Below are 23,831 nucleotides of genomic sequence, written 5' to 3'. Positions count from 1 at the left end.
GCCGTGCAGGTTCAGGTGGCGGTAGGAGAGCACGGCGAAGGGCGAGAGCGTGGCCAGCGTAGCCGCTTGCTGCTCGGGCGGCAGCCGGGCCAGGTGCTGGGAGAGGTGCAGGTAATTCCAGCAGATGATGGCGTTCATCAACAAGCGCTTGCAGGTCTCGGCCACCAGCTGCTCGGAGCGGGTGGCGGCGTGAAACTCCTGGTTGCGGCCGTGCCAGACGGCGTGGGCCAGCCGGTGGGCGCTCTCGCCCTTGTTGAGCTGCTTCTGGATGCGCTGGCGCAGTTCCACCTGGTCAACGTAGCGCAGCAGGAACTCGGTTTTAACCAGCCGGCCCAGCTCTTTCAGGGCCCGGTAGAGCGGGTGCTGGCGGGCGTAGGAGTTGAGGCGGCCGAACAGGCGGGAGGCCTCGCTGTGGCGCAGCTTCAGGGTGACGACCAGGCGCAGGACCTCGTCCCAGTGCCGGGCGATGCGCTCGGGGTCGAGGCGCGCGTCGGGCAGCAGGGTCTGCCCCAGTTGCCGGTGCGTGGCCACCGGCTCCCAGCTGTAGAGCTGCTGGTTGGTGAGCTGGCGGATGCGCGGCTCGTAGGCGATGCCCAGCATGCGAGTCACGGCGAAGATGACTTCGGTGTAGCCGTGCGTGTCGGTGCTGTGCACGTCGGTGGGCCGCACGGCGTGGCGCAGCAGCCCCTCCAGCAGGTGCGTGGCCTCGCGGTCGGCGGCGCTGAACACGGTCGAGTCGAAGACGAGCAGCGTTTCGTCCACGTAGGAGTAGGCCGTCAGGCCGCGGCGGTTGCCGAAGTACTTGAACGAGGCGCTGCCGGCGAGCGAGTCCACAGCCAGGTCGTACTTCTGCCCGTCGCTGCTGCTGTGCAGCACGTCGGGGGAGCGCCGAAAGGCCTCGCGCAGGCGCAGCTGGCGGGTAAAGGCCAGAATCAATTCGTTGGCCTGGCGCAGGTTGTCGAGCGAGAAATGGGTGCTGGCCAGGCGCTGCAGGGCCGCCTCGTCCACTTGGGGCGCGACTTGTGCCAGGCGGCGCAGGCCCAGGTTGCAGCCCAGCCCCACCAGGGCGGCCAGCAGCTGCGACAAGGGCGGAGGCGTGCGGGCGTGTTTGCTGGGCAGCGAGCCGAAGGCCGTGTCAAACTGCGTCAGGCGGGCTACGCTGGTGAGCACCTCGCGCAGGGGCACCACCCGGTGGCGGGGAAATAGATGAGCCGGCAGGCGCGGCTGCTCGGCCGGCAGCCGGGGCGTGGTCAGGCGGTAACGCCCGGCCGGGGTGCGGTGCGCGTGCGGGTTGTCAGCTCCGCTCAGGTGGGCGTTCGTGGCGGCAAACTGGGCCTGCAGCTGCGCCTGTAGGGTCGTTTGGACCGTGGCAAAGTCGCGCCAGGCACTCAGGCCCGCCTGCTCCAGCAAGGCCTCGTGCTGCTTGGCCCACTGCGCGGCCGGCAGCAGGTAGTGCTCAAACGCCCGGTACTGGTAACAGCACGTAAAGTTGAGTTGGCCGGACTTGATGGCCGTGGCCATCTCCAAAAAAAGGAGGGCTTTATAAAGGGAGGTGCGTAACCGACCTTGCGCATCGAGGACGTAGGCCCGTTGCGTGAGCGAGAGAAAGTCCAGCGGCACCTGCGCGCCCAGGTGCCCGTCGTGCTGCTGGTAGTAGTGCACGGCCCGCCACAGGTCGGCGCGGGTGGTCGCTTCGTCGACGACCAGCGCTTTGACCAGGGCCCCGAGCTTGGTTTGCAGGCGCAGCGACGCCCCGGCCAACGCCTCGTGAAACAGCGCCTCGCCCGCCTGCTGCTCGGTGGCTTGGCGTAATTGCTCCAGCTGCTGGTGGTCTTCGCTCAGCTGCGCGGCCGTGACCTGGTGGCGCTGCAGCAGCGCGTCGATACGGGCCAGCTTCTGCTCGGCCGGCACGTCGGGGGCATCGACCAGGGCACGAATCTGGGTCAGCGCCTGCAGGTGTCGGTAACCCCGGCCCGTGACCTGGCTGGTCAGCTGCTGCGTGGCGGCGCGCTGCTGATAAAGCGTCTCCTTCACCTGCTCGCGGCATTGATTCGCGGCGCTGGTCGTGGTGTGCAGCAGCGTGTCGACCAGGGCGTCGCCCAGTTCGTAGTACTGGTGCACCACGAAGCTGAGCAGGTAGAGGTAGCGCCGCTCGTCGCGGCGGTAGAGTTGCGCGGCCTGGGCCCGCAGCACGTACTCGGCGTAGTAGGTGATGGCCTGGTCCGAGAGGCGCAGGCGCTGCCAGAGCGGCTGCAGCTGCTCGAAGAGCCGCCGCAGGGACGCGAAGTGCGTCACCCGTTCGCGGATTTCCCCGGGGCGCAGGCCCTGGCGAATGCGCTTGAGAAAGGTGAGCGGGTAGCGCCGGTCCGCCTCCGCTTCGCGGGCGTCGGGGTCGTCGGCGGCCAGCAGCCGGTCCAGCAAGCGCTGCTCGCCGGGCTGCAGGTGCTGCTGCAAGCGGTGGAGCAGCCGTTTCTCGAAGGCCAACAGCGCCCGCGTAATCAGGTTGGCCAGGGCGAAGTAGGTGGGCAGCTCCAGCCGGTGCTCGTGCAGAAACAGCACCAGGTAATCGAAGACCGACGCCGGCTTCAGGTGCTGGCTGCTTAGGCGGACCGCCTCCTGGTACAGCCGGTCCGCCGCGGCCGCCTCGAACCGCGCAATACCCAGTTGCTCGCACAAGAGCTGCTGGTGGGCGTAGTAGCGGGCGTCGGCGTAGCGGGCGGGCGCGAACTCGGCCGGGGCCCCAGGCCCAGCTGCTGGGCCACGTACGCCACATCGGCCGCGTGGTAGCGGGTGGCCACGTAGAAGCGCTGGCTAATCTGGAAGTAGCCCAGCTGCAAGACAAACCCGACGCGGTTGCCCGGCGCCAGCATCCGCAGCAGGTGCGCATCCGCCCAATCCGGGACGGCAAAGACCCGGGCCTGCTCGGCCGCCGGTACCAGCGGGGGCTGCTCGTAGAGCTCACGTTCCTTGCCCAGGTGAATCCGCAGGTGCGTGGCCATAAGCTACCCAAAAGGCGATGGTGTAAACGACCGTTATTTCTACCCACCAATGATAGCGTTAACGTCCATGTAAAGGCATCGAAAACCGGTACCTTTACGAAGCGCATTTACCTTATCGCTAACCTGCCCGTTTTGCCCATGCTATTTGGCTACGTCCGCGTCTCCACGAGCGCCCAATCGGCCGAGAGCCAGAAGAGCCTCATCGCCCGCTATCTGGTCGAGCACCGCTGGACCCTCGACGAGTGGATTGAAGTAGAAATGTCTTCCCGCCGCACCGCCGGGCAGCGCCGCCTGCCCGAGCTGCTGGCCAAGGTTGGCCTTGGTTAAAAGTTTGGTACAAAGGTTAAACGGGCGGGGCCGCAGGAGACTCCCAGTCGAAGGCAAAAAGGGCCTCCAAATCGAAGGGGAGTGAATCTTTTAGGGCGTCGTCCGAGAAATCGAACTCGCCGTTCAGATTGATGTGCTGCCAGCTCGCCCGTGAGCTGGCAGTACATCAATCTGCCACGGACTAGCGCTCGGCCGCCGGGGCATGAAGCAGCTACTGGTTGGGACAAAGGCAATTCCAACAGACGATTACGTTCTGCACCAGCCGTTTGCAAGGGCCTGCTTGCGTGGGTGGTCGCATGCCCGCCGTCGCCCGCTCATGGATACTCTCGCGGCCATACCCAGCCAGCGCGGCGAAGAGGCCCAAGACCGCCCGCCCGGCCGGGGTGGCCGTATCGATGCCTAGGTCCAGAGCGACGAAGCGGACCTGCCGGGCGTGCAGAGCGGCCACCACCTACATGATGTGGGTGCTGTTGCGGCCCAGCCGGTTCAGGCGGGCTAAAGTCACCGTGTCCCCGGCACGCAACGTGGCCAGCCGCTCGGTGAGCACCGGGCGCTGTGAGCGTGCCGCTGATTTTTTCCCAAATCAGGCGGTCTACGCCCGCGACCTTTAGTTGTCCATATCAAAATGTCACATCTGCGTACTTTGCCGCCATGTCCGATTTCCGTCTGCGCGTATTTGCCGCTGTGGCCCGGCACCTGAGCCTGACCAAGGCCGGCCAGGAGCTGTTTGTGAGCCAGCCGGCCGTTACCAAGCACATCCGGGAGCTGGAAGCACAGTACGGCCAGCGCCTGCTGGAGCGGCGCGGCAACCGCGTGACCCTCACCGAGGCCGGCCGCCTGCTGCACGCCCACGCCGATGCCGCCGCCGCCGCTCAGCAGCAGCTGGAGGACCAGCTGCTGGCCCTGCGCGACCCCGACGAGGCCGCCGGCCGCCTGCGCCTGGGGGCCAGCACCACGCTGGCCCAGTACGTGCTGCCGGGCCTGCTGCCCGCCTTCCAGGCCCGCTACCCGCAGGTGCAGCTCTCGTTTCTGAACGCCAACTCCGAGCGCATTGCCGAGGCCCTGCTGCGCGGCGAGCTGGACCTAGGCTTCGTGGAGGGCCGCACCAAGAGCCACGACCTGCACTACGAGCTGCTGCTGCCCGACGAGCTGGTGGCCGTGCGCCGCGCCACACCCGGCGGCCCGCCCGCCGCCCCGCTGCCCCTGGCCGAGGCGCTGGCCCACCCGCTGGTGCTGCGCGAGCGGGGCTCGGGCACGCTGGAAATCCTCGAATTTGCCCTGCGGGCGCAGCACATCAAGCTCAGCGCCCTGCCCGTGGCCATTTACCTGGACAATACGGAGGCCATCAAGCGCTACCTCGAAGCCGCGCCCACCGCCCTGGGCTTCGTGTCGCGCCGGGCCCTGGACCGCGAGCTGGCGGCCGGGCTGCTCGAAATCGTGCCCATTGCCGGGCTGCACTTGGCCCGGCAGTTCGAGGCGGTATCGGTGCAGGGACAGGTGCTGGCCCGGCCGGCGCAGCGCTTCCTGAGCTTCGTGCAGGGGCAGCTGAAGGGGGGCAAATAAAAAATGGTGATGCTGGATAACTATTCGGTATCCGCTGAAAGCACCACTTTATGAGCAGCTTACGTACCATTGCAGCGTAGTGCGGACCGGGTGGTTCGCCCATCTTCACCCGACTTACTTATACTCATGGAAAACACTCCGCAGCCCGCCCCAACCGATGCGCAACCCGCCGCCGAACCGGCCGCCCACGATGGCACCCCGCACTACGGCGACTTCGGCCACCCCGCCGACCCCACCGCGCCCCGCCACTACCAGGCCCCGACCAACGACGGCTCGAACGACAACCCCGACGAGTTCAGCGAATTTCGCGGCAAAAATGCCTCAGCCACCGAGCAATACTGCCTACCCGGTGCTATTGCTGACCCAAATTTGCAGCGCGGGCACGTCGAGCAAAACCAGCACCCCGAAGCCATTGCCGCAGCCGAGGGGGGCAGCGACGCCGAAGAGCGCGCCGCCTACGCCCTCGACGACCCGCGCTACGCTGGCGGCGACGTATTCGATTTGAAGGACGAGCAAACCGGCTTCTAAGCCCTCAGGCCAGTAGTTCATCCGTCCAGCGGCCGGCTCGTACACCACGAGCCGGCCGCTGGCGTTTCCAGCCCTCGCGGCGGCCGGCTTGGCCACGCAAAACGGACGCGCCACCCTGGCTCGGCCCGGGCAATCAATAACCTTTGGTTATGCAGGATAATACTATTGGATAATCCAATCGGTGGGCAACGCCGTATATTTGCCTCAGAAACAAACCCCTCCCGCTCATGGCCCTCCCAGTTCAGCCCACGCCGCTTCAAGCTTCCACCCCGCTGCCCGCCCCTGCCCCGGCCGGGGAAACCGCCGCCCCCGAATTCAACGAAACCACCGGCTTCTTCCGCCACCTGCACACGCCCCGGGTGGTGTTCGGGCAGGACTTCACCTTGAAGCAGGTGGTGTTCGTGCTGTTCTTCGTGTTCTGCCTCACGCCCTGGGCCTCGCCGCCCATTGCCCTGGCGCTGGGCCTGCTGCTGGCCCAAACCATCGGCAACCCCTTCACCACGCAAACCAAGCAGGCCACGGCCAAGCTGCTCCAGTTCTCGGTTATCGGGCTGGGCTTTGGCATGAATGCCCACGCGGCGGTGCAGGCCGGCAAGGAGGGCATCATTTTCACGGTGGTGTCCATCTTCGGCACGCTGCTGCTGGGCCTGGTGGTGGGCCGGTGGCTGGGGCTGGGCAAGCACGTGGTGCATTTGATTTCGTGCGGCACCGCTATTTGCGGCGGCTCGGCCATCGCGGCCATCGGACCGGTGCTGCGGGCCAAGGACGAGGAAATGTCGGTGGCGCTGGGCACGGTGTTCGTGCTCAATGCCGTGGCCCTATTCGCCTTCCCGCCCATCGGCCACGCCCTGGCCATGACGCAGAACCAGTTCGGCCTGTGGTGCGCCATTGCCATCCACGACACCTCTTCGGTGGTGGGGGCGGCGGCGGCCTACGGCAACCAGGCCCTGGAAGTGGCCACCACCGTGAAGCTGGCCCGCGCCCTCTGGATTATCCCAATTTCCATCGGCACGGCCATGCTATTCAAGCAGAAGGGCGTGAAGGTGAAAATTCCCTACTTCATCTTTGGTTTCATCGCCGCCATGCTGGTCAACACCTTTATTCCCGCCGCCAAGCCCCTGGGCCCGGTGATGGTGAACCTGGCCAAAATCGGCCTCACGGTGACGCTGTTCTTTATCGGCGCGGGCCTCTCGGCCAAGGTGGTGCGCTCGGTGGGAATAAAGCCCTACGTGCTGGGCATTCTGCTCTGGGTAGTGATTTCGACCGGCTCGCTCTACGTGATTCTGCACACGGTCTAGCCGCCTGAACGGGGCAGAGCGGCCGAATGGTAGCGCTTGCTTTGCCCGATTTAACTAATTGACTGTCTGCATTCCGCAAAACAAGTTGTTTTGCGCGCTGGCTGGCCATTGCCGCCTGTTTCACCTCTCTCCTTGGCCTCATGGAAACCACTCCCGACCCCTCGCCTCGGCTGCAGCCGGAAGACAAGCAGGCCTTCATCAAAATCGCTGGCCTGCTGACCTGGGTGATTGCCCTGATGGTGCTGGTAGTAGCCGTGACGGCCTACATCGTCGTCTTCAACCCCAAAACGCCCGACCTGCTGGCCGATGCCCCGGCCACGACGGCCGCCGCTGCGAGTGGGCCTGCGGCGGGCTTGCCTGACGTTGCCGGGGGGGCTGTGGGGAGCAAAACCAACTTCTTCCAGCCCGCCCGCTTCGTGCTCGACAGCGTGAAGCCCGACCCGGAGGGCCAGCTCATCCGCTACGGCCACGAGCTGATTGCCCACACCGCCCACTACCTCGGCCCGCAAGTGGCCAACCCGGCCCTGCGGCTGGCCGGCAGCAACCTGGCCTGCCAGAACTGCCACCTGCAGGCCGGCCAGAAGGCGTTTTCGGCCCCCTACGTGGGCATCTGGGGCATTTACCCCACCTACAAAGGGCGCGAGGATGCCATCAGCACCCTGGAGGACCGCATCAATGGGTGCATGACGCGCAGCCTCAACGGCCGGCCCCTGCCGGTGGACGGCAAGGAGATGAAGGCCATCATCACCTACATGAAATGGCTGGGCCGCCAGGTGCCAGTGGGGGAGAAGGTGAAGGGCCAGGGTTTTGTTAAGTTCACCATGCCCAACCGCGAGGCGAATCTCGGGCAGGGCAAAATCGTCTTCGCCCAGCAGTGCACCAGCTGCCACGGAGCCAATGGCCAGGGCCGCCTCAACGGCACGCTGGCCGCCGATGGCTACCAGTACCCGCCGCTGTGGGGGCCCGACAGCTACAACGACGGGGCCGGCATGCACCGCCTGCAAACGGCGGCCCGCTTTATCAAGGCCAACATGCCTTTCGGCGCCACGGCCGAGCACAGCATCCTCACCGATGACGCCGCCTACGACGTGGCGGCCTACATCAACTCGCTGCCCCGCCCGCGCATGGCCCACCTGGAAAAGGACTACCCCAACCTGAAAAAGAAGCCCGCCGACTGCCCTTACCCGCCTTACGCCGACCGGTTTACGCAGCACCAGCACCAGTTTGGTCCCTACGCGGCGATGGAAGCGGGCAAAAAGGGCGGCGAGTAGCCCCGCACCGATTTCCAGTTTCACCCCTTTCGTTTTCACCGCGCTGCTTCGGTGGTGCCCTTTCCCCAGTTGCCATGAAACACCTGCTGCTGACCGCCGCGCTGCTCGCCGGCCTCACCCTCTCGGCCCGCGCCCAGACGCCCGCCACCCGCAACGCCACCGCCATGCATGACCGCGAAGCTTTTCAAAAAGGTGCCTTCCAAGGGGCCACGGCCGACCAGGCCCAGTACCATGTCATCTACCAGCTCGACAGCGACGACCCCAAGCTCATCCAGCAGACGCTGCGTAACATCGGCAACGCGCTGGAGGACAGCCGGCTTAAAGGCAAGCTCACCGTGGAGCTGATTGCCTTCGGCGGGGGCACCACGCTCTACCGCAAGGACCAGCCCTACGAGGCCCAGCTCACGGCCCTCAAGCAGAAAGGCGTGATTCTGGCCCAGTGCCTGAACACGCTGAAGGAAAGGAAAATGAGCAAGGACGAGCTGCTGCCGCTGATTTCCTACGTGCCCAGCGGCAACGGCGAGCTTATTATCCGGCAGGCCCAGGGCTGGTCGCTGGTGCATCCGTAGCGCCGGGCTCTCCGCTGCTTTTGTGCTTTTCTCCGCTTTCCTTACCCAACCCCATGAAACCCCTTCCGCACCTGCTGCTGGCGCTGGCACTGGCCGCCCCGGCCGCCCTTTTCGCCCAGACCATGCCTATCCAAAAGCCCACGCCGCCCGAGCCGGCCCACCGCTTTGACCCGCCCTGGAACGCGCCGTTTCAGGCTGGAGTGCCCTTCACGGTGCCGGGCATCGACAACGCGCCCGACCTCTACGGCGACGTGGTGGACCCGCAGTTGGTGGTGTTTTTCGGGGGCAACCAGTTCATGGTGCTCGATGATTTGCTGAAGGAGTTCCGCAAGGCCCACCCCGAGTACGTGCGCATTTTCGTGGAAACGCTGCCGCCCGGCATCCTGGCTAAGCAGATTACGCAGGGCAGCCTGGTAGTAGGCAACCTGCGCATCGAGCTGAAGCCCGACGTGTACGCGGCCGGCAAAAACCGCATGGATATGACGCCGGAGTGGTTTGCCCGCACCACCAGCTACGCCCAGAACCGGCTGGCCATCCTCGTGCGCCAGGGCAACCCCAAGAAGGTGACCAGCCTGCGCGATTTGGGCCGGCCCGAGGTGCGCGTGAGCATGCCTAACCCCGAATGGGAAGGCATCGGCAAGCGCATCGAGGAATCGTACGAGAAGGCCGGGGGCGCGGCCTTGAAAACGGCCGTGATGACGACCAAAGTGAAAGCCGGCAGCACTTACCTGACCCAGATTCACCACCGCCAGTCGCCCCTGAGGGTGCTCTACGACCAGTCCGACGCGGCCCCGGTGTGGTACACGGAGGCCTTTTATCAGAAAATGCTGGGCCACCCGGTGGAAAGCGTGGCCATCCCGGCCAAGGAAAACATCATGGCCAACTACGTGGCCGGGGTGATGAAAGCCGCGCCCCACGCCAAGGCCGCCGAAGACTTTGTGGCCTTCCTTAACAGCCCAGACGGGCAGGCCGTGTACCAGAAATACGGCTTTTTGCCGCCCGTTAAGTAACGCGCTAATACCCATGAAAACATCCCCGCTTACCCGGCTCCGCCGCTTCGCTCTATTGCTCATGTCTCCTGCTCTGCTCGCGGCCGCGCCGGCCGCCGCCCAAACCCTGCACGTGTACGGCCCCGGCGGCCCGGCCACGGCCATGAAGGAATGCGCCGCCGCCTTCACCAAACAAACCGGCCTGGACGTGGCCGTCACGGCCGGCCCCGAGCCCAAGTGGCTGGCCCAGGCGCAGCAGGACGCCGACCTGGTGTACGGCGGGGCCGAGTACATGCTCACCCAAACGGAGCTGGCCCACCCCGGCTTTATCGACGAAGCCAGCCGTACCAGCCTGTATGCCCGCGAGTCGGCGGTGCTGGTACGCCCGGGCAATCCGCTGCACATCAAGCGGCTCGAAGACCTGGCCCGGCCCGGCGTGCGCCTGCTCGACGTGAACGGGGCCGGCCAGATGGGCATGACCGAGGACATGGCCCGCACCCCGGCCCTCATCAGCAACCTGCAGCACAACACCAAAACGTCGGTCAAAACCAGCGCCGAGGCCGTGGCCCTCTGGCAGCAAAAGCCCCAGGACTACGACGCCTGGATAACCTATGCCTCCTGGCAGCCGCGCCTGCCCGGCTCGGCCCTCGTGCGCCTGCCCCGCGACCAGCGCGTGAGTCGGGGCACGCCCATTGCCCTCACCCAGCGCACCACGCAGGCCGCCGCGGCCCGGCAGTTCGTGGCCTTTCTGCAGTCGGCCGACGGGCACGCCATTTTCCGCCGCAACGGCTGGGAATAGGCCGGGCGTTGGCGGCCGGAAAGCAAACACGAAGAACGTCCTGCTTCGGCTGCGCTCAGCAGGACGGGCAAATGGCTCTTGGTTTTCACTATTCCACCTTGCTTTCCCGCATTCGCATGGCTATTCCTTCGCTTCCGATGCCGGTGCCTAGCACCCCGTTGCCCGCCGCCCCCCCGGCCGACCACGAAACGCCGCACTGGCTGTTTCGCTACGTATTCAGCCAGGACCCCAAGACCATTGCCAAACAGTACCTGCTTACGGGCATGGCCTGGGCTCTGGTGGCGGGCACGCTTTCCACGCTGTTTCGCTTGCAGCTGGGCTAACAAAGCAAGTTTGAAAATACGGGCCGCCGTACCTGCGGCAACCGCTTCTCCATCATCCAAACCCCATGACCCGTCTCGCTCAACTCCCCGGCCTGCTCGCCCTGACCGGCCTGCTGCTCACCGCCATCAACCCACCGGGTCACGGCCAGGAAGGCGGCAAAATGCTCAAAAAAGAAGGCAAAACCGACGACAAGTTGCTGCGCGAAAACCGCCGCATGATGCGCGACGGCCGCGTGAACCACGGCCAAAGCCTGAGCAAAGAGCCCAAGCTCGTTCGGGAGGAAGACCGGCTGGACCATCGCCAGGCCCCCGCCCCGCGCAAAACCCGGCGGGCGGGCGGTTCGCCGCGCTAGCCGATGGCCCAGTCTTCGTCCCACGCACCGCCCCTGGCCTACACTGAAGTAGCGGGCCAGAGCCTGCGCCGCATCGAGTCGCTCAGCGACGGCGTGTTTTCCATCGCCATGACCCTGCTCGTGCTCAACCTGCGGGTGCCGGCCGCCGCCCTCGTGCGCACCGAGGCCGACGTGGGGCCGGCCCTGCGGGCGCTGCTGCCCAGCATCGGGGGCTACGTGCTGGGGTTTCTCTCGCTGGGCATTTTCTGGGTGTGCCAGAGCACGCAGTTCACCTACCTGGCGCGCAGCGACCGCCGGCTGGCCTGGTGGCACATTGCCTTTCTGCTGGTGGTGGGGCTGCTGCCCTTTTCCACGGCGTTTCTCACCACCCATTTTCCCCTGCGCGGGGCCGTGCTGGTGTACTGGGCCAACCTGCTGCTGCTGGGCGGGGCGTTGCTGGGCAGCTACCGCTACGCCCAGCGCCACGGACTGCTGCGGCCCGAGCACGCGGCCGTGGGCCGGGCCCTGATGCGCCGCCTGGGCCTGATGCAGGTGCAGTACGCGGCAGCGGCGGGCCTGTGCTTGCTCAGCGTGCCGGCCGGGGCGGGGCTGCTGCTGCTGGTGCAGCTTAACTACGCGTTGGGCCTGGTGGCCGACCGCTGGCTGGGCGACTGAAGAACCCATCGGGGCCAAATGGTGCCGCGTGGGTGGCCGTATACTCCCCCATTGCCTGTCCTATTTCCTTTCTGCTCCCTCCCATGAAAAAACACCCCCGCCTGTACCTGGGCCTGCTGGCCGGCGTGGTCGCCATCACCGCCAATACTCTGGGGCTGAAAGCGGCCCCGCTGATGGCCGTCAACGCCGAAAGCGGTGGCCTGCTCAAGCTTGTACTGCTGCATACCACGCCGGTGTTGCCGGCCGGGGGGCTGCCCGAGGGCTTCAAGCTGCTGTTTCATTACCTCACGGGGCTGGGCATGGTGGGGCTGTACGTGCTGGTGTTCGAACCCCGGCTGCCGGGCAATGGCTGGGTAAATGGCGGCCTGTTTTCGCTGCTGCCCTGGGTCCTCAATGGCTTCGTGGTGCTGCCGCTGCTGGGGCAGGGCTTGGCGGGCGGGCACGTGCTGACGGCCGGCGGCATGGCGTACTTTTTTGTTGCCAACGCGGTGTTCGGGCTGGTGCTGGGCGGGCTGTATGCGTACCTGCGCCAGCAGCAGGAGGCGGCAGGGGTCTAGCAGCGCTGGTTTCCGTAAGCGTTTGCTAGTTAAATTTCCGCTCTTCTCGGCGCGCATTTCCGTCCTGCCCCACTATTTAAGTCTGGTCATGAAAATCACCAAGTACATCCATTCCTGCCTGCTGTTTGAGCTGGATGGCCAACAAATTCTCTTCGACCCCGGCAAGTTTTCCTTCAACGAAGGCCTGGTGCAGCCGGAGGTTTTTAAGGACGTCTCGGTCGTCCTCATTACCCACGACCACCCCGACCACCTTGATGTGGTGGCGCTAAAGAAAATCGTGGCCCTGCGCCAGGCCGTCATCATTTCCAATCGTGAAGTGGCGGCCGAATTGAAAAAGCACGGCCTGGCCGTGCAAATCCACGAGGAAGGCCCCCTGGAGTTGGGCGCGTTTCAGCTGCACGCCCTGCCGGTGCAGCACGAGGCCATTCTCGACAGCCCCTTGCCACAGATGACAGCCTGGCTGGTGAATGGCAAGGTGCTGAACCCGGCCGACTCTTTTGCCCATAATCTGCTCCCCTTCGCGGGCGTGGAGCTGCTCATTCTGCCCATCACCGCGCCTTTTCTCACGGAGCTCGTGGTGGCCGATTTCGCCCTGAAAATGCGACCGCAGCAGATTCTGCCAGTGCACGACGGCTACATCAAGCCCTTCTTCGTGCAGCAGCGCTACGAGAACTACGGGCCGTACTTTGAGAAGCACGGCATCACGTTTCACCGGCTGGCCGAACCGGGCGCGGCCATTACCCTCACGTAGCCCACCCCCATGCCGCTTACCCCCACCAACCCCCTCACCCTGTCGGACCGGCTGGCCCTGCAACGGACCCGGCTGGCCAATGAGCGGACCTTGCTCACCTACGTGCGCACCAGCCTGGCACTGGTGGGCTTCGGGTTGGCGCTCCTTCAATTTCACCCCGAGCGGGGCGGCCGGTTGGGGTACTCCGCGCTGGCCGTGGCGGGATTGGTGCTGGCGGTAGGGCTGCTGCGCTTTCGGGCGCACCGCCGGGAGCTGGCGACCTGCCAGCTCCCGGCTGGCGGCGGTAGTTGAGCAACAAACACCCCCGGTGCTACCCGAGGCAAAAGCGTTTGCACCCATAAAAAAGGCCCCTGATGCGTCATGCACCAGGGGCCTTTTTGGTCAGCAGCCGGCTTACGGCTGCGTGAGCGTGACCGCGCCGGCCGGGTTCTTGTCGCCGAGCACCACCACGGCAAAGCGCCCCGCCAGCCGCAGCCGAATCTGGTAGTAGGCGTTGACTTCGACCGCGCCCTCGGCATCGGTTTTGAAGGCGATAACCGGCTCCGGGGCCACCAGCGCGGTTTTATTGTCCGATAAGTATAAGGTGTAGTTCGTGTTCGGGGCCAGCCGCTTGAGAGCCAGAATCAACTCGTCCACGTCTTCTACCGGCCGGATAACGGCCACGCCGCCTACCCCGGGTACCGGCTGCGTACCGACGGGTACCAGGCGCAGGTTAACGGGCGCGACTGGCACAAAGGCTTCCAGGTTGCCGGTGCCGGGACTGCCACCGCCGGCCTTCACCACGTAAATGATGGCGTTCGGGTCTTGGCCACTGGGAGTTTCGCTCAGCTTGGTATTGGTTTTGGTATCGATGCTCACCAGCGCGTCACCGTATTCCAGGCCTACGTACACCTTGCTGCCGTCGCCATTGGGCCACACGCCGTGCGGATTGGGGCCCACCGGAATGGTGGCCACCAACTGGCGTTGGCGGGTGTATACCTTCACCGCGTTTTCGCCGCCCACGGTTACGTAGGCGAAGTCGCCGGCCGCCGCGCCGCTGAAGCGGGTGCCACCGCCGGGGCCGGCCAGGTTCACGTGGTTGGTGCCAGGGCCGGTGTCAATCACGCCCTCCACGGCGTAGGTCTGGGCATTCACCACCGTCACCTTGCCCACGTCCTTGTGCGTAAGCCATACCTGCTGGCCGTCGGCCGTTACGGCCAGGTTAGGGGAAAACTTGCTCACCACCGGTACGCGCGCTATTACTTCGCGGGTTTTCACATCCACCACATCCAGCTCGGCCGTGAAGGAGTGGTCCACGAAGGCCACCTTGCCGTCAGGCCGGAACACCACCATGCCGGGGCCCGGCGCAGTCTTGATGTTTTTCACGGCCTGCATTTTCTCCACGTCAATCACCGTTACGTAGTCGGCCCCGCGTACCGTCACCCAAAACTGCTTGCCGTCGGGCGTGAAAAAGCCCTCGTGGGGATTACGGTCCACATACACGGTGTTCTTAATGGCGTTGGTGGCCAGGTCGATGAACACCACCGCGTTGGTAAGGGTAGCAATGACGCCCAGCGTCTTGCCGTCGGGCGAGACGCCCATGCCGTGCACGTTGGTTTCCCGGTCGTAGAGCGGGCTCAGGAACTGGGGCCGCCCTTTACCCAGGCGAATCACGCCCAGCAGCCGGTTGGTGTTCGGGTCATGCACCGACACCGTGTTCGACGACTGGTCGGACGTGTACACCCGGTCGCTGGCGCTGGGCGCTTGAGGGCCGGGGTCGGCCGGCACTACCATGTCGGGCTGGGCGTCCTCATCGTTATTTTTCGAGCAAGCCCCGAGCAGCAGGGTGGCCGCAAGGACCAAAGTGGAGAAGTTAGTAATGCGCATGGAAGAATAAAATGGAGTGGAAGGGACGCTAAAAAACGAAGGCTGGCTCGTCGTGAAACGAGCCAGCCTTCGGACCGTTGCGGGGCTACGGCCTAAAATTCAGTGCCTTAGCGCGGGGCCGGGGTCAGCAGCTGGCCGTTGGCCACGGGGCTGATTTGCACGACTTGCGTGGTGCTGCCGGTTTTGCCCGCCGCGTCGGTTACGGCGGCTTTGATGGTGACGCTGGTTTTGCCGCCCAGCTGCAGGGTGCCTCCCACGCTCCAGCCGAAGGTGGTGCGCACGAAGCCGCTCGGGTCCAGCTCGCTGCCGGCCGTGTTGAAGACCGGGGCTAGGTTGCCGCCGGCCGGAATCACGTTGCCGTTGGGCTGGAGCAGGGGCACGTCGAAGGTGACTTTCAGGCCCGGCACGTAGCGGTTCACGCCGGCGTTGGATTGCGTCTTGTCTTCAATCGTGCCGCGGTCAGCGGCGGGCTTGCCAAAGGCACCGTCCCCGTTTTCGGCCACGTTGATGCCGTTGCGCGACTTATCGAGCGCCGACACCTGGATGAAAAACAGCGCGCCGCTGGTGGGCGGGGCCGGCAGCACGCCCGCCGTCTGGATGCCGGGGCTGACGCTGCTGGGCGTGCGCGGGGCAATCATGGTCACCGTGGGGCCGTCGGGGTTGTCCACCGTGCCGTAGGTGATGAGTTTGGGGGCGGGCGTCAGGGCCTCACCGCTGAAGGCCCCGTTGGGTCCGGGGCCTACTTTCAGCAAGCGGGTGGCGGTGACCTTGCGGCCAGCGCGGTCCGTTACCGAAGTAGTCAGCGTGCAGCTGGTAGTACCGGCCGCCACCGACTCCAGCACGTGCCAGCTCACCCAGGTAGTCACGCCGGGGCCGGGCGTGTCGTCGGTGCCGGCGATGTTGAAGAGCGAGGCCAGGTTGGTACCCTTCGGGATGGTGCCGCCGTCGGGCTTAATCAGGTCCACGTCGAGGCTGGCCGCGAAGCCGGGCAGGTTCACGTTGGGCTGGCCTAGGGCGGCAGTGTTGCGGATGTTGAGGCTTTCCTTGGTGGGGATGGTGACCGTGTCCTTGGTCACGATTTCCAGGTTGATGGCGAAGCCCGTGCCGTTGTAGTCGGCCGTGGTGGCGTTGCCCTGCCGCCCGCCGAGCATGATGGTCGCGCCCTCCACCGGCGAGACGATGTTGAGCACCGGTGGCGCGCTGGTGTCGCCGATGGCTTCGTTGTCCTTCTTGCAGCCGCCGAGCAGCAGCGCACACGCCGCCACCGGCAGCAGAAACCGCTTGAGCGACTGCGCCCGCGAGCTGATGCCAGTGTGTTGATTGAAAATGGATTGCATGTTGTAGGGTTGTGGTTACAAGTGAATTCAGTTTAGATTAGCTCGGCATTGCAGCAGGAATGGTTGTCCCGGCGGCCATGAATGGCCTTTGGGTGGGCGTCCAAAGGCGGACTATTCGGCCACCAAAACGGGTTCGCTGTCAGCGGCTTTGGGCGCCACGATTACCCGCGAAAACGTTTTGCCGGATGTATTCAAATCCCCGCCCGCGATGCGCTGCACCGGCCCTAGCGCCTGGCCCATGGCCCCGCCTTTGGCGTCGGTGCGCACGGTGGTCAGGGCGTAGTCACGGGGGTAGGGTGCCTTGGTGCCGCTGGTCAGGAAGATGTCGTAGTCGGTGTTGGGCGTCAGGCCGCGCAGGGCGAAAGTGGCCAAATCCACCAGCCCTTCCGAGCGCAGCGTCATGGTGCCGGTGGCGGGGCCGGGCGTGGGCGGCTTCAGGGTGCGGACGATGGCGGGCTGGTCCACCAGCTGCCGGCCCAGGCCGGTGGCGCCGGCCGCGCCGGCCGGCACGGCGTTGGGCACGTACATCAGGGCCATCGGGGCCTGCCCGACTTTTATTTTGGCCAGCACTTTATTGCTCGCGGTGCTGATGGCCACGGCCGAGTCGCCGTTTTCCAGGCCCACGTACACCCGGCTGCCATCGCCCGAGGGCCAGATGCCGTGCGGCAGCGCCCCCACCGGAATGGTGGCCAGCTGCCGGAAGCCGGGGGCGCGGCTGTACACCTTCACCACGTCCTCGCCGCCCACCGTCACGTAGGCCAGCTTGCCGGCGGCCACGTCCACCGTGGCCACGTGGTTGGAGATGGGGCCGGTCGTCAGCACGCCGCTGATGGTGAGCGTCTTGGTATCCAGCACCGACACCTTGCCCACGTCCTTGTGCGTGAACCAGATTTGCTGGCCGTCCCGGGTAGGGAAGATATTGGGCGAGAAGGGGCTCACCACGGGGACCTTTTTGATGACTTTGTAGGTGGCCACGTCCACCACCGCCAGCTCGGGCGAAAAGCTGGAACACACGAAGGCGCGCTGGCCGTCGGGGCTGAAGGCAATCTGGCCGGGGCCGTTGGGCACGGGCACGCGGCGGGTTTCGCGCAGCGTGGCCACGTCGATGACGGAGAGGTAGTCCTCGCCGCGCACCGTTATCCAGGCCTCCTTGCCGTCGGGCCGGAACGTAGCTTCGTGCGGGGCGCGGCCCACGTACACGCTGCCCCGGATGGCATTCGTAGCCGTCTCGATGAAAGTGACGTTATTGGAGCCCACCGACACCACGGCCAGCAATTTGTGGTCGGGCGAAGCGCCCAGGCCGTGCACCAGCGCCTGCCCTTTGTAGAGCGCCGACAGCAAATCGGGCTGCGGCTTGCCCAGCACAATCTGGCCCAGCAGCTGGTTGTCGGCGGGGTCGATGACCGAAACGGTGTTGGAAATCTGGTCGGCGGTGTACACCCGGTCGCGGTGGCTCACGGCCTGGGCCGCAGCGGCGCTGGTAATAAGCAGCAGGCCGGGGAGAAGGGGAAATTTCATTTGGGATTGGGGAAAAGAACGTCATGCTGAGCATGTGGCGCATCAAGCCAGGAGCGCAGCCGTAGTCGAAGCATGACGGTTCTGATTGATTGGGCGCTATTTGCCAGAACTCTGGCTCGCCACCGGATGCTGCTTCAGCCAGGCGGCCATCTGCTGAATCTCGACCTGCTGCTCGGCGATGATGCTTTGGGCGAGGCGGCGCAGGGCCGGGTCTTTGCCGTATAGCAGTTGCAGGCGGGCCATGTCCACGGCACCCTGGTGGTGGGGCAGCATCATGGCCGCGAAGCTGGCGTCGATGTCGTTGGGGTTGGCGCCGGTCATGCGGCGCATGCCCTCGTCCATCACCACCATCACCGAATCCATGCCGTGCTGGAAGGCGGCGACCGGGGTGCCCGGGGCGGCCATGCCGTGGTTCATGTGCATGCCGGCCATCCCGGCCATGCCCGGCATCGGTTTCGTGCCCGCCGGGTTATGTTGGGCGTGGGCTGTCAGGGCTCCGATGAAGGTGAGTGCTAGTAAAAAGAGGAAGGGTTTGGTCATGTCGTGCGCCGTTGCCACCTCATGAGCGGGGGGCTGGTGCGCTAACGGGCAACTCCAGAAGATGAACGCCCGACACGGGCCAACTGGACCTATTCCGGGGTGAACCGGCCTTTTGCGGCCCGGCCCGGCTCAGGCGAAGCGCTTGAGCAGCTGCTGCACCCCGGCGCTGTAGCTGCGCGAGGAGGTGACGTGCTGCCCGTTGGCCATGCGAAACAGGTACTCGCCGTGCGACCAATGCTTAAAATCCACGATGTGGGCCGGGTTGACGATGCACGAGCGGTGAATGCGCAGGAACACGGCCGGGTCGAGCCGCTCGGCCAGCTGGCCCAGGGCCGTGCGCAGCGGGTAGTGCCTGCCGGCCGCGTGCAGCAGCACGCCGTTGCCGGTGGCTTCGAAGTAGCACACCTCGGCGGCCGGCACGAAGAAGCTGCGCTCGGGCAGCTTCACCAGAAACTGGTCCTGATAGTCGGGCACAGGCGGGGCGGTCCAGCTGTGCAGCAGGGCCGCCAGCGCGGGGCCGGGGGCCGGGCTTTGGCGCAGCAGCAACTGCGGCGGCAGCCGGCCCACGCAGTCGGCAAACCGGTCGGGGTCCAGCGGTTTGAGCAGGTAATCGACGGCGTGCAGGGCGAAGGCCTGCACCGCGTACTGGTCGTAGGCCGTCACGAACACCACCAGCGGGAGCGGCTGGCCGGCCGCCTGCAGCCGCCGCAGCACCTGCACGCCATCAAGGTCAGGCAGCTGCACATCAAGGAAAACGACGTCGTATGCGCCGGTGTGCAGGGCGGTGAGGGCCTCGGTGCCGTTGGCGGCTTCGCCCGTTACGGCCAGCGCCGGAAAATCGGCCAACAGTTCGCGCAGCAGGCTGCGCGCCAGGGGCTCGTCGTCGACCAGCAGCGTGCGGATGGGGCTCATGCGGGCTCTGGGGTAACGCCGGCCACCGCCCGCCGGAACGGGATGGACAAGCGCAGGCAGTAGCCGCACGCCGGGGCCGACTCCACCGCCAGGGCATAGTCCGGGCCGTAGAGCGTGGCCAGCCGGCTTTCCAGGTTGCGCAGGCCGATGCCCCGCGCGGCGGTGTCGGCCGCGCCCCGGCCGTTGTCCTGCACTTGCAGCAGCAGCCGGTCGCCCTGTTTTTCGGCCCGCACGGCCAGCTCGCCGGCCCCGGCGCGGGGCGCCAGGCCGTGGCGCACGGCGTTTTCCACCACTGGCTGCAGTAGCAGGGCGGGCAGCAGCGCCCCTTCGGTATCGGGGGCAATATTGTAGCGCACGGCCAGCCGGTCAGGGAAGCGGGTTTGCTCGATTTCCAAGTAGAGCCGGGTGAGGCGCAGCTCCTGTTCCAGGGTCACTTCCTGCTCGTCGGTACCTTCCAGCACCAGCCGCAGAAACTGGCTGAGCTGGGCCAGCATGCGCCGGGCGGCCTTCACGTCCTGGCTCATCAGGGCCGAGACGGCGTTCATGGAATTGAAGAGAAAGTGCGGCTGGAGCTGCATTTTCAGGGCCTGCAGCTGGGCCTGCACCAGCTGGGTTTCGAGCTGGGCGGCCCGCACCCGGCCTTCGCGGTACCGCTCGCGGTACTGCACGGCGTAGGCGATGCAGAGCAGCATCCAGTAAATGGGCACCCAGCTGTTGGCGTTGGCCACGACCTCGGCGAGGGAAACCCGGCCCGGCACGGCCCCGCTGCCGTGCATCACGGCGGCGTACACGAGGCGGTAAGCAAGCGTGAGGACGTAGCTGGCCGCCGCGTGGGCCAGCAGGTGCCGCAGCCGGTGGCGGCTCTCGAGGAGGTTGAAGCGGGCCGCCAGGGCAAACACCACCGGCGTGAGCAGCCCCCAAATCAGGCCGTGCAGCAGGCGCCCGCCCAGGGCCTCGCGCCAGTCGGTGGGCGTACCGGCCGAGAGGTTCTGCACGAAAATCAGCAGCACCATGAACCCGCTGAACAGCAGCCACGCCAGGGCAATGGTGGCGCCGCTCACCAGGGGCGGGGTCTTCTGCGGCGTTTTCAAGGGCCCTGCGGTCGTGCTCATGCGCTTTAAAGGTAGCGAAACCCACCGCCACCGCGCCGTCCTGGCATTCAGAATGGCCTTTTTGGCGGGCCAATGGGCCTTCGGGCCGGTATTGGGCGAGCTCGATTACCCCGCCGGGGCTAAGCGCACGGGAAGTTTGTGAAAAAGGTTAGCCGTAGCAGGCGCGGGCCTCCCACCGAGAGTCAGACAATTCTCACTAGCCTGTTTAACCTTTGTACCAAACTTTTAACCAAGGCCAAGGTTGCTGCCGGCGATACGGTCATCGTCTCCGAGCTCTCCCGGCTGGGCCGCTCGCTGCGCGAAGTGCTGGGCCTGATTGAAGAGTTGATTCACCAGAAGCGGTGCCGGCTGATTCTGGTCAAGCAGGGCCTGGACCTGGACCCGCAGAATCACCGCGACATGACCCACAAAATCCTGCTCACCATTTTCGCCATGCTGGCCGAGCTGGAGCGGGACTTCGTTTCCGAGCGCACGAAGGAAGGCTTGCGGGCGCGGCGCGAGCAGGGCATCGTGCTGGGCAAGCCCAAGGGGGTGGTGCAGCCCTCCATGTACGACGCCGACCGCGAGCGGATTCTGCACCTGCACGCGCTGGGCGTACCGCTCACCACCATCGTGGACGTGCACCTGAAGTACGGCAAGTACCTCTCCCTGAAAAACTACCTAGCCAAACTGCAGCGGTAACCGAGCCAAAATGCCGCCCCCTAACCGGACGACTCGGAGGTTTTACCCTATTTGTTCAAAAACACCTAAATTACCTATATAATTATATTTTTTATATACTATGCGCCGTATGGGGTCTCTTTGGGAGCCAGCAGCCTATAGAAGAAAGCCTGCGGTCTGGTTGAGAAAAACGATTTCTCCAGCCAACCGCTGGCAGCTCAACAGCGCTAGCTTTCTTCTGCTTTTGCGAACCCAACTGATTCACGAAAAAACTGCGGCGATACGGCCGTATTTTTCTTGAAGAAGCGGCTGAAATAGTATTCATCCCCGAAGCCCAGCGCGAAGGCGATAGCCTTGACGGATTGACTGGTTAGGTACAGTTCGCGCTTGGCCTCCATAATGATTCGCTCCGTGATGAGTTGGCTGAGCGTCTTCTGATAATGGGACTTGACTAGGCGCGTTAGGCTTCGGGCGGGAACTCGTAACAGGTCGGCATACTCCCCGGCCGTGTGCAGGTGGCGGTAGTGCGTATTAATGGCCTCTTGAAGTTGCTGCAGGAGCCAGGGCTCCCGGCCAGACGGGTTCTGCTCGGTGCCTAACGCGGGCTGTGCAGTACGAATACGGATAGCTTTCAGCAAAAAGAGCTTCAGATATAATACGATGGACTCTTGTTGTGCTACCTCTTGACGCCGTACTTCCTCTTGCATCACAGCTGCCAGGGCGGCAAATTCACGCACCGCCTCTGTTGTAACCGGGAAGAAGGGCGGCTCAAAAATGGTGTTGAACAAGATGCCATTGCTAGCTACCTCCTGCTGATGCCGGTAGATGCAGAAAAAGTCGGCATGAAAATCCAGGACCAGGCCCGCTACAGCGGTGCTGGCTTGGATAGTGTAAGGTTGGTAAGGGCCAAAACAACACAGCGTACTGCCAGCAAACAGGTAGGTGGCAAAGTTGGCGCGTATCTCGCCGCTGCCCTGCGTAAGCAGAATGAGGGAGTAATAATTATTGCGTTGTAAGTAGTTAAACGGGGTGTCGTCGCTAAAGGAGTAGCTTCGAAACGCTAATTCACCCGTGTGCGGATGAGTTAGCAGGAGACAGTCAATCGCCATCACGTGAGAAGAATATTAGCTAGCCAACTGGACTGACTGCCCGCCAGCCCCTAAAGCGACCTAGGCCTGGGCATAGGTCGCTTTAGGGGCTGGTAATTATTTGGCAGCCAAGATAGCTACTTGTTCAATGACAGGCGGCACGGCCAGCAAGTCGGCTGCATGGGCCATCAACGCAGCGGCAATAGGGCCGTTCAGATGCGCCTGCCGGCCCGCTTCATCCGGAAAGGTATCAAAGATACCGAAGGTGGCCGGCGCCAGCTGAATAGCATACCAGGTTATGGTAGCCGGCTCTTGCTGAGCCAGGGGCAGAGCGCCCGTCAAAAATTCGAGTACTGCCTGCTCTTTACCGGGCTTCGCTTCGAGCCGGACCAGCAATCCTACATTCTTCATGGAAGTGGGGGTTAGGTGAATTGATATAACAAAGGTGCTGCCTCTCCGAAAGGATTAACATGGACGGACGCAACTAGTGGCTGGACAAAAAGACCATGGCCGCTTCAAACCAGTATGTGAGCTCGTGTATCATGGTTTAACTGGCCCCGAATGGTGCAGTGGCTGTTGCGGAACTCGGCACGATGCAAAACGTGAAGGGCTTGAGGCTTCGAGCCAGGCTAGAAAAGAACATGACCAGGCCGTTCATCTATACTCAGGAACTATTCTACGTAGTTGCTGGGCTGCCTTGAGAATTCTGTAACAGCCACTGCACCTCGCTGAGGCCCCCTCTGTTGGTGCTGCACTACGAGTCGCAACGCAGCCTGGCCGCCGGCGGAAGGCTCCAAGTAATCTCAGCTTCCTGCCGTTAGGAAGAACTCATGCACCGCGCCGGCCGCCAGTAGTAGCAGGCGTTGGAGTTCGGTCATGACGAAGGCAGGAGGCAGAAATATATCTTCATCCCCTCTCCTCCTCAGCGGACGCCAGCTGAGGAGGAGAGGTTACAGTAATTTATCCAAGCTCACCGGCAGGTCGCGCACGCGCTTGCCGGTGGCGTGAAACACGGCGTTGGCGACGGCGGCGGCCACGCCGACGAAGCCAATCTCCCCGATGCCTTTGACACCCAGCGGATTCACGATGTCGTCCTCTTCCTCGACCAGCACCACATCGATGGTGTGAATGTCGGCCATGACGGGAATGTGGTACTCGGCGAGGCTGTGGTTGATGTAGCGGCCGAAGCCGTGGTCCATGATGGATTCTTCCATCAGGGCCATGCCAATGCCCCAGACCACCGAGCCCAGCACCTGACTGCGGGCAGTTTTGGGGTTGAGGATGCGGCCGGCGGCCACGGCGTTTACCACGCGCGCTACGTGCACCGTGCCCAGGTCCTCGTCCACTCTTACCTCCACGAACACGGCGTTGTGCGGGTGCATGGAGTAGGGCTGCTGCTTGAGCATATTGGGCCCCGTGGTGGCTTCGGCTTCCACTTTTTCCTCGCCGCTGGCGTCGAGCAGTTCGGCAATGCCGACGCGGCGGCTGATGTCCTCATTGAGCCGGATTACCCCGTCCACAAACTGCACGTCCTCAAAAGCGGCGCCTTGCAGCGGCGAATCGGCCAGTTGCTGCGCCAGCTTGAGCAGCTTTTTGCCCAGCGCCTGGCAGGCGGCCTGCACGGCGGTGCCCACGGAGGCGGCCGTCCAGGAGCCGCCCTGCACGGGCGCTTCGGGCAGCTCGGTGTCGCCGAGGCGGAAGGTGACGGCTTCCAGCGGCAAGCCCAGGGTTTGGGCCGCAATCTGAGTCATGATGGTGTAGGTGCCGGTGCCGATGTCGTTGCTGGCGCTGCTCACCATCAGGTGGCCGGCGGCGGT

At 64.7% G+C, this 23,831-nt stretch carries 26 protein-coding genes and 1 pseudogene; 15 read left to right on the top strand and 12 right to left on the bottom strand.

The window, feature by feature from the left end:
- Together LJY25_RS21015 and LJY25_RS21320 are read right to left on the bottom strand one after the other, a co-directional pair.
- Positions 1 to 2,676: Tn3 family transposase (locus LJY25_RS21015; protein WP_394799985.1), on the bottom strand; the 2,676-nt coding region annotated here is incomplete at its 3' end.
- Entirely contained in the window at positions 2,601 to 2,999 is a 399-nt protein-coding gene (locus LJY25_RS21320) for a DUF4158 domain-containing protein (protein ID WP_262908881.1), read from the bottom strand. The genes LJY25_RS21015 and LJY25_RS21320, both read right to left, overlap by 76 nt.
- 138 nt (positions 3,000 to 3,137) lie before the next feature.
- On the opposite strand from LJY25_RS21320, the gene LJY25_RS21010 reads away from it, so the two are divergent.
- Positions 3,138 to 3,326 (top strand): recombinase family protein, encoded by a 189-nt coding sequence (locus LJY25_RS21010; RefSeq protein WP_206986350.1) that lies wholly within the window; start codon positions 3,138 to 3,140, stop codon positions 3,324 to 3,326.
- A gap of 211 nt (positions 3,327 to 3,537) precedes the next feature.
- Here the strand turns inward: LJY25_RS21010 and LJY25_RS21485 are convergent.
- A pseudogene (locus LJY25_RS21485) lies at positions 3,538 to 3,873 on the bottom strand (recombinase family protein).
- Between the two features lie 104 nt (positions 3,874 to 3,977).
- Here LJY25_RS21485 and LJY25_RS21000 point away from each other — a divergent pair.
- From LJY25_RS21000 to LJY25_RS20940, 13 genes are all read left to right on the top strand, one after another.
- A complete protein-coding gene (locus LJY25_RS21000; RefSeq protein WP_022821614.1) occupies positions 3,978 to 4,889 on the top strand; it encodes a LysR substrate-binding domain-containing protein in 912 nt (303 codons plus the stop codon).
- 126 nt (positions 4,890 to 5,015) lie between these two features.
- Positions 5,016 to 5,417 carry a hypothetical protein gene (locus LJY25_RS20995; protein WP_019949224.1) on the top strand — a complete coding sequence of 134 codons (402 nt, stop codon included), beginning with the start codon at positions 5,016 to 5,018 and terminating at the stop codon, positions 5,415 to 5,417.
- A gap of 227 nt (positions 5,418 to 5,644) precedes the next feature.
- On the top strand, positions 5,645 to 6,715 hold the full coding sequence (locus tag LJY25_RS20990; protein ID WP_019949223.1) for a YeiH family protein: 1,071 nt from the start codon (positions 5,645 to 5,647) through the stop codon (positions 6,713 to 6,715).
- A 140-nt stretch (positions 6,716 to 6,855) separates the two neighbouring features.
- A complete protein-coding gene (locus LJY25_RS20985) occupies positions 6,856 to 7,986 on the top strand; it encodes a c-type cytochrome (protein ID WP_019949222.1) in 1,131 nt (376 codons plus the stop codon).
- Between the two features lie 74 nt (positions 7,987 to 8,060).
- Positions 8,061 to 8,555 carry a DsrE family protein gene (locus LJY25_RS20980; protein WP_019949221.1) on the top strand — a complete coding sequence of 165 codons (495 nt, stop codon included), beginning with the start codon at positions 8,061 to 8,063 and terminating at the stop codon, positions 8,553 to 8,555.
- Between the two features lie 53 nt (positions 8,556 to 8,608).
- Entirely contained in the window at positions 8,609 to 9,565 is a 957-nt protein-coding gene (locus LJY25_RS20975; RefSeq protein WP_019949220.1) for a molybdate ABC transporter substrate-binding protein, read from the top strand.
- 61 nt (positions 9,566 to 9,626) lie between these two features.
- A complete protein-coding gene (locus LJY25_RS20970) occupies positions 9,627 to 10,343 on the top strand; it encodes a substrate-binding domain-containing protein (protein ID WP_227610421.1) in 717 nt (238 codons plus the stop codon).
- Between the two features lie 116 nt (positions 10,344 to 10,459).
- Complete coding sequence (locus LJY25_RS20965; RefSeq protein WP_073112413.1) at positions 10,460 to 10,666, top strand: hypothetical protein; 207 nt, start codon at positions 10,460 to 10,462, stop codon at positions 10,664 to 10,666.
- Positions 10,667 to 10,731: 65 nt separating this feature from the next.
- Complete coding sequence (locus LJY25_RS20960) at positions 10,732 to 11,019, top strand: hypothetical protein (protein ID WP_019949217.1); 288 nt, start codon at positions 10,732 to 10,734, stop codon at positions 11,017 to 11,019.
- Between the two features lie 3 nt (positions 11,020 to 11,022).
- Complete coding sequence (locus tag LJY25_RS20955) at positions 11,023 to 11,673, top strand: TMEM175 family protein (RefSeq protein WP_084539176.1); 651 nt, start codon at positions 11,023 to 11,025, stop codon at positions 11,671 to 11,673.
- 83 nt (positions 11,674 to 11,756) lie between these two features.
- Positions 11,757 to 12,230, top strand: coding sequence for a hypothetical protein (locus LJY25_RS20950; RefSeq protein ID WP_227610420.1), 474 nt, complete (start codon positions 11,757 to 11,759; stop codon positions 12,228 to 12,230).
- Between the two features lie 88 nt (positions 12,231 to 12,318).
- Entirely contained in the window at positions 12,319 to 12,981 is a 663-nt protein-coding gene (locus LJY25_RS20945) for an MBL fold metallo-hydrolase (protein ID WP_227610419.1), read from the top strand.
- A 9-nt stretch (positions 12,982 to 12,990) separates the two neighbouring features.
- Positions 12,991 to 13,272, top strand: a complete 282-nt coding sequence (locus LJY25_RS20940; protein WP_022821621.1) for a YidH family protein — start codon at positions 12,991 to 12,993, stop codon at positions 13,270 to 13,272.
- 102 nt (positions 13,273 to 13,374) lie between these two features.
- On the opposite strand, the gene LJY25_RS20935 is transcribed toward LJY25_RS20940, so the two are convergent.
- The 6 genes from LJY25_RS20935 to LJY25_RS20910 all read right to left on the bottom strand — a co-directional run bounded on the left by LJY25_RS20935 (position 13,375) and on the right by LJY25_RS20910 (position 20,266).
- The gene (locus tag LJY25_RS20935) at positions 13,375 to 14,847 is read right to left on the bottom strand and encodes a YVTN family beta-propeller repeat protein (RefSeq protein ID WP_022821622.1); all 1,473 of its coding nucleotides are present in this window, start codon (positions 14,845 to 14,847) and stop codon (positions 13,375 to 13,377) included.
- A gap of 107 nt (positions 14,848 to 14,954) precedes the next feature.
- On the bottom strand, positions 14,955 to 16,184 hold the full coding sequence (locus tag LJY25_RS20930) for a hypothetical protein (protein ID WP_022821623.1): 1,230 nt from the start codon (positions 16,182 to 16,184) through the stop codon (positions 14,955 to 14,957).
- Between the two features lie 111 nt (positions 16,185 to 16,295).
- Positions 16,296 to 17,702, bottom strand: coding sequence for a YncE family protein (locus LJY25_RS20925; protein ID WP_022821624.1), 1,407 nt, complete (start codon positions 17,700 to 17,702; stop codon positions 16,296 to 16,298).
- 96 nt (positions 17,703 to 17,798) lie between these two features.
- Complete coding sequence (locus tag LJY25_RS20920) at positions 17,799 to 18,242, bottom strand: DUF305 domain-containing protein (protein WP_051166806.1); 444 nt, start codon at positions 18,240 to 18,242, stop codon at positions 17,799 to 17,801.
- 129 nt (positions 18,243 to 18,371) lie between these two features.
- Complete coding sequence (locus LJY25_RS20915) at positions 18,372 to 19,154, bottom strand: LytR/AlgR family response regulator transcription factor (protein ID WP_022821626.1); 783 nt, start codon at positions 19,152 to 19,154, stop codon at positions 18,372 to 18,374.
- Complete coding sequence (locus tag LJY25_RS20910) at positions 19,151 to 20,266, bottom strand: sensor histidine kinase (RefSeq protein ID WP_022821627.1); 1,116 nt, start codon at positions 20,264 to 20,266, stop codon at positions 19,151 to 19,153. The genes LJY25_RS20915 and LJY25_RS20910 overlap by 4 nt, the downstream gene beginning before the upstream one ends.
- Before the next feature lie 138 nt (positions 20,267 to 20,404).
- On the opposite strand from LJY25_RS20910, the gene LJY25_RS20905 reads away from it, so the two are divergent.
- A complete protein-coding gene (locus LJY25_RS20905; protein WP_198978999.1) occupies positions 20,405 to 20,947 on the top strand; it encodes a recombinase family protein in 543 nt (180 codons plus the stop codon).
- A gap of 206 nt (positions 20,948 to 21,153) precedes the next feature.
- On the opposite strand, the gene LJY25_RS20900 is transcribed toward LJY25_RS20905, so the two are convergent.
- The 3 genes from LJY25_RS20900 to LJY25_RS20890 all read right to left on the bottom strand — a co-directional run.
- The gene (locus tag LJY25_RS20900) at positions 21,154 to 22,035 is read right to left on the bottom strand and encodes a helix-turn-helix domain-containing protein (protein WP_227610418.1); all 882 of its coding nucleotides are present in this window, start codon (positions 22,033 to 22,035) and stop codon (positions 21,154 to 21,156) included.
- Positions 22,036 to 22,131: 96 nt separating this feature from the next.
- Positions 22,132 to 22,410, bottom strand: a complete 279-nt coding sequence (locus LJY25_RS20895; protein ID WP_262908880.1) for an antibiotic biosynthesis monooxygenase — start codon at positions 22,408 to 22,410, stop codon at positions 22,132 to 22,134.
- A 554-nt stretch (positions 22,411 to 22,964) separates the two neighbouring features.
- On the bottom strand, positions 22,965 to 23,831 hold an 867-nt coding region (locus tag LJY25_RS20890), incomplete at its 5' end, for a xanthine dehydrogenase family protein molybdopterin-binding subunit (protein ID WP_227610417.1).

This window comes from Hymenobacter translucens, assembly GCF_020685205.1.
Classification (GTDB): Bacteria; Bacteroidota; Bacteroidia; order Cytophagales; family Hymenobacteraceae; genus Hymenobacter; species Hymenobacter translucens.
This window is presented reverse-complemented; position numbering and strand designations above follow the sequence as displayed.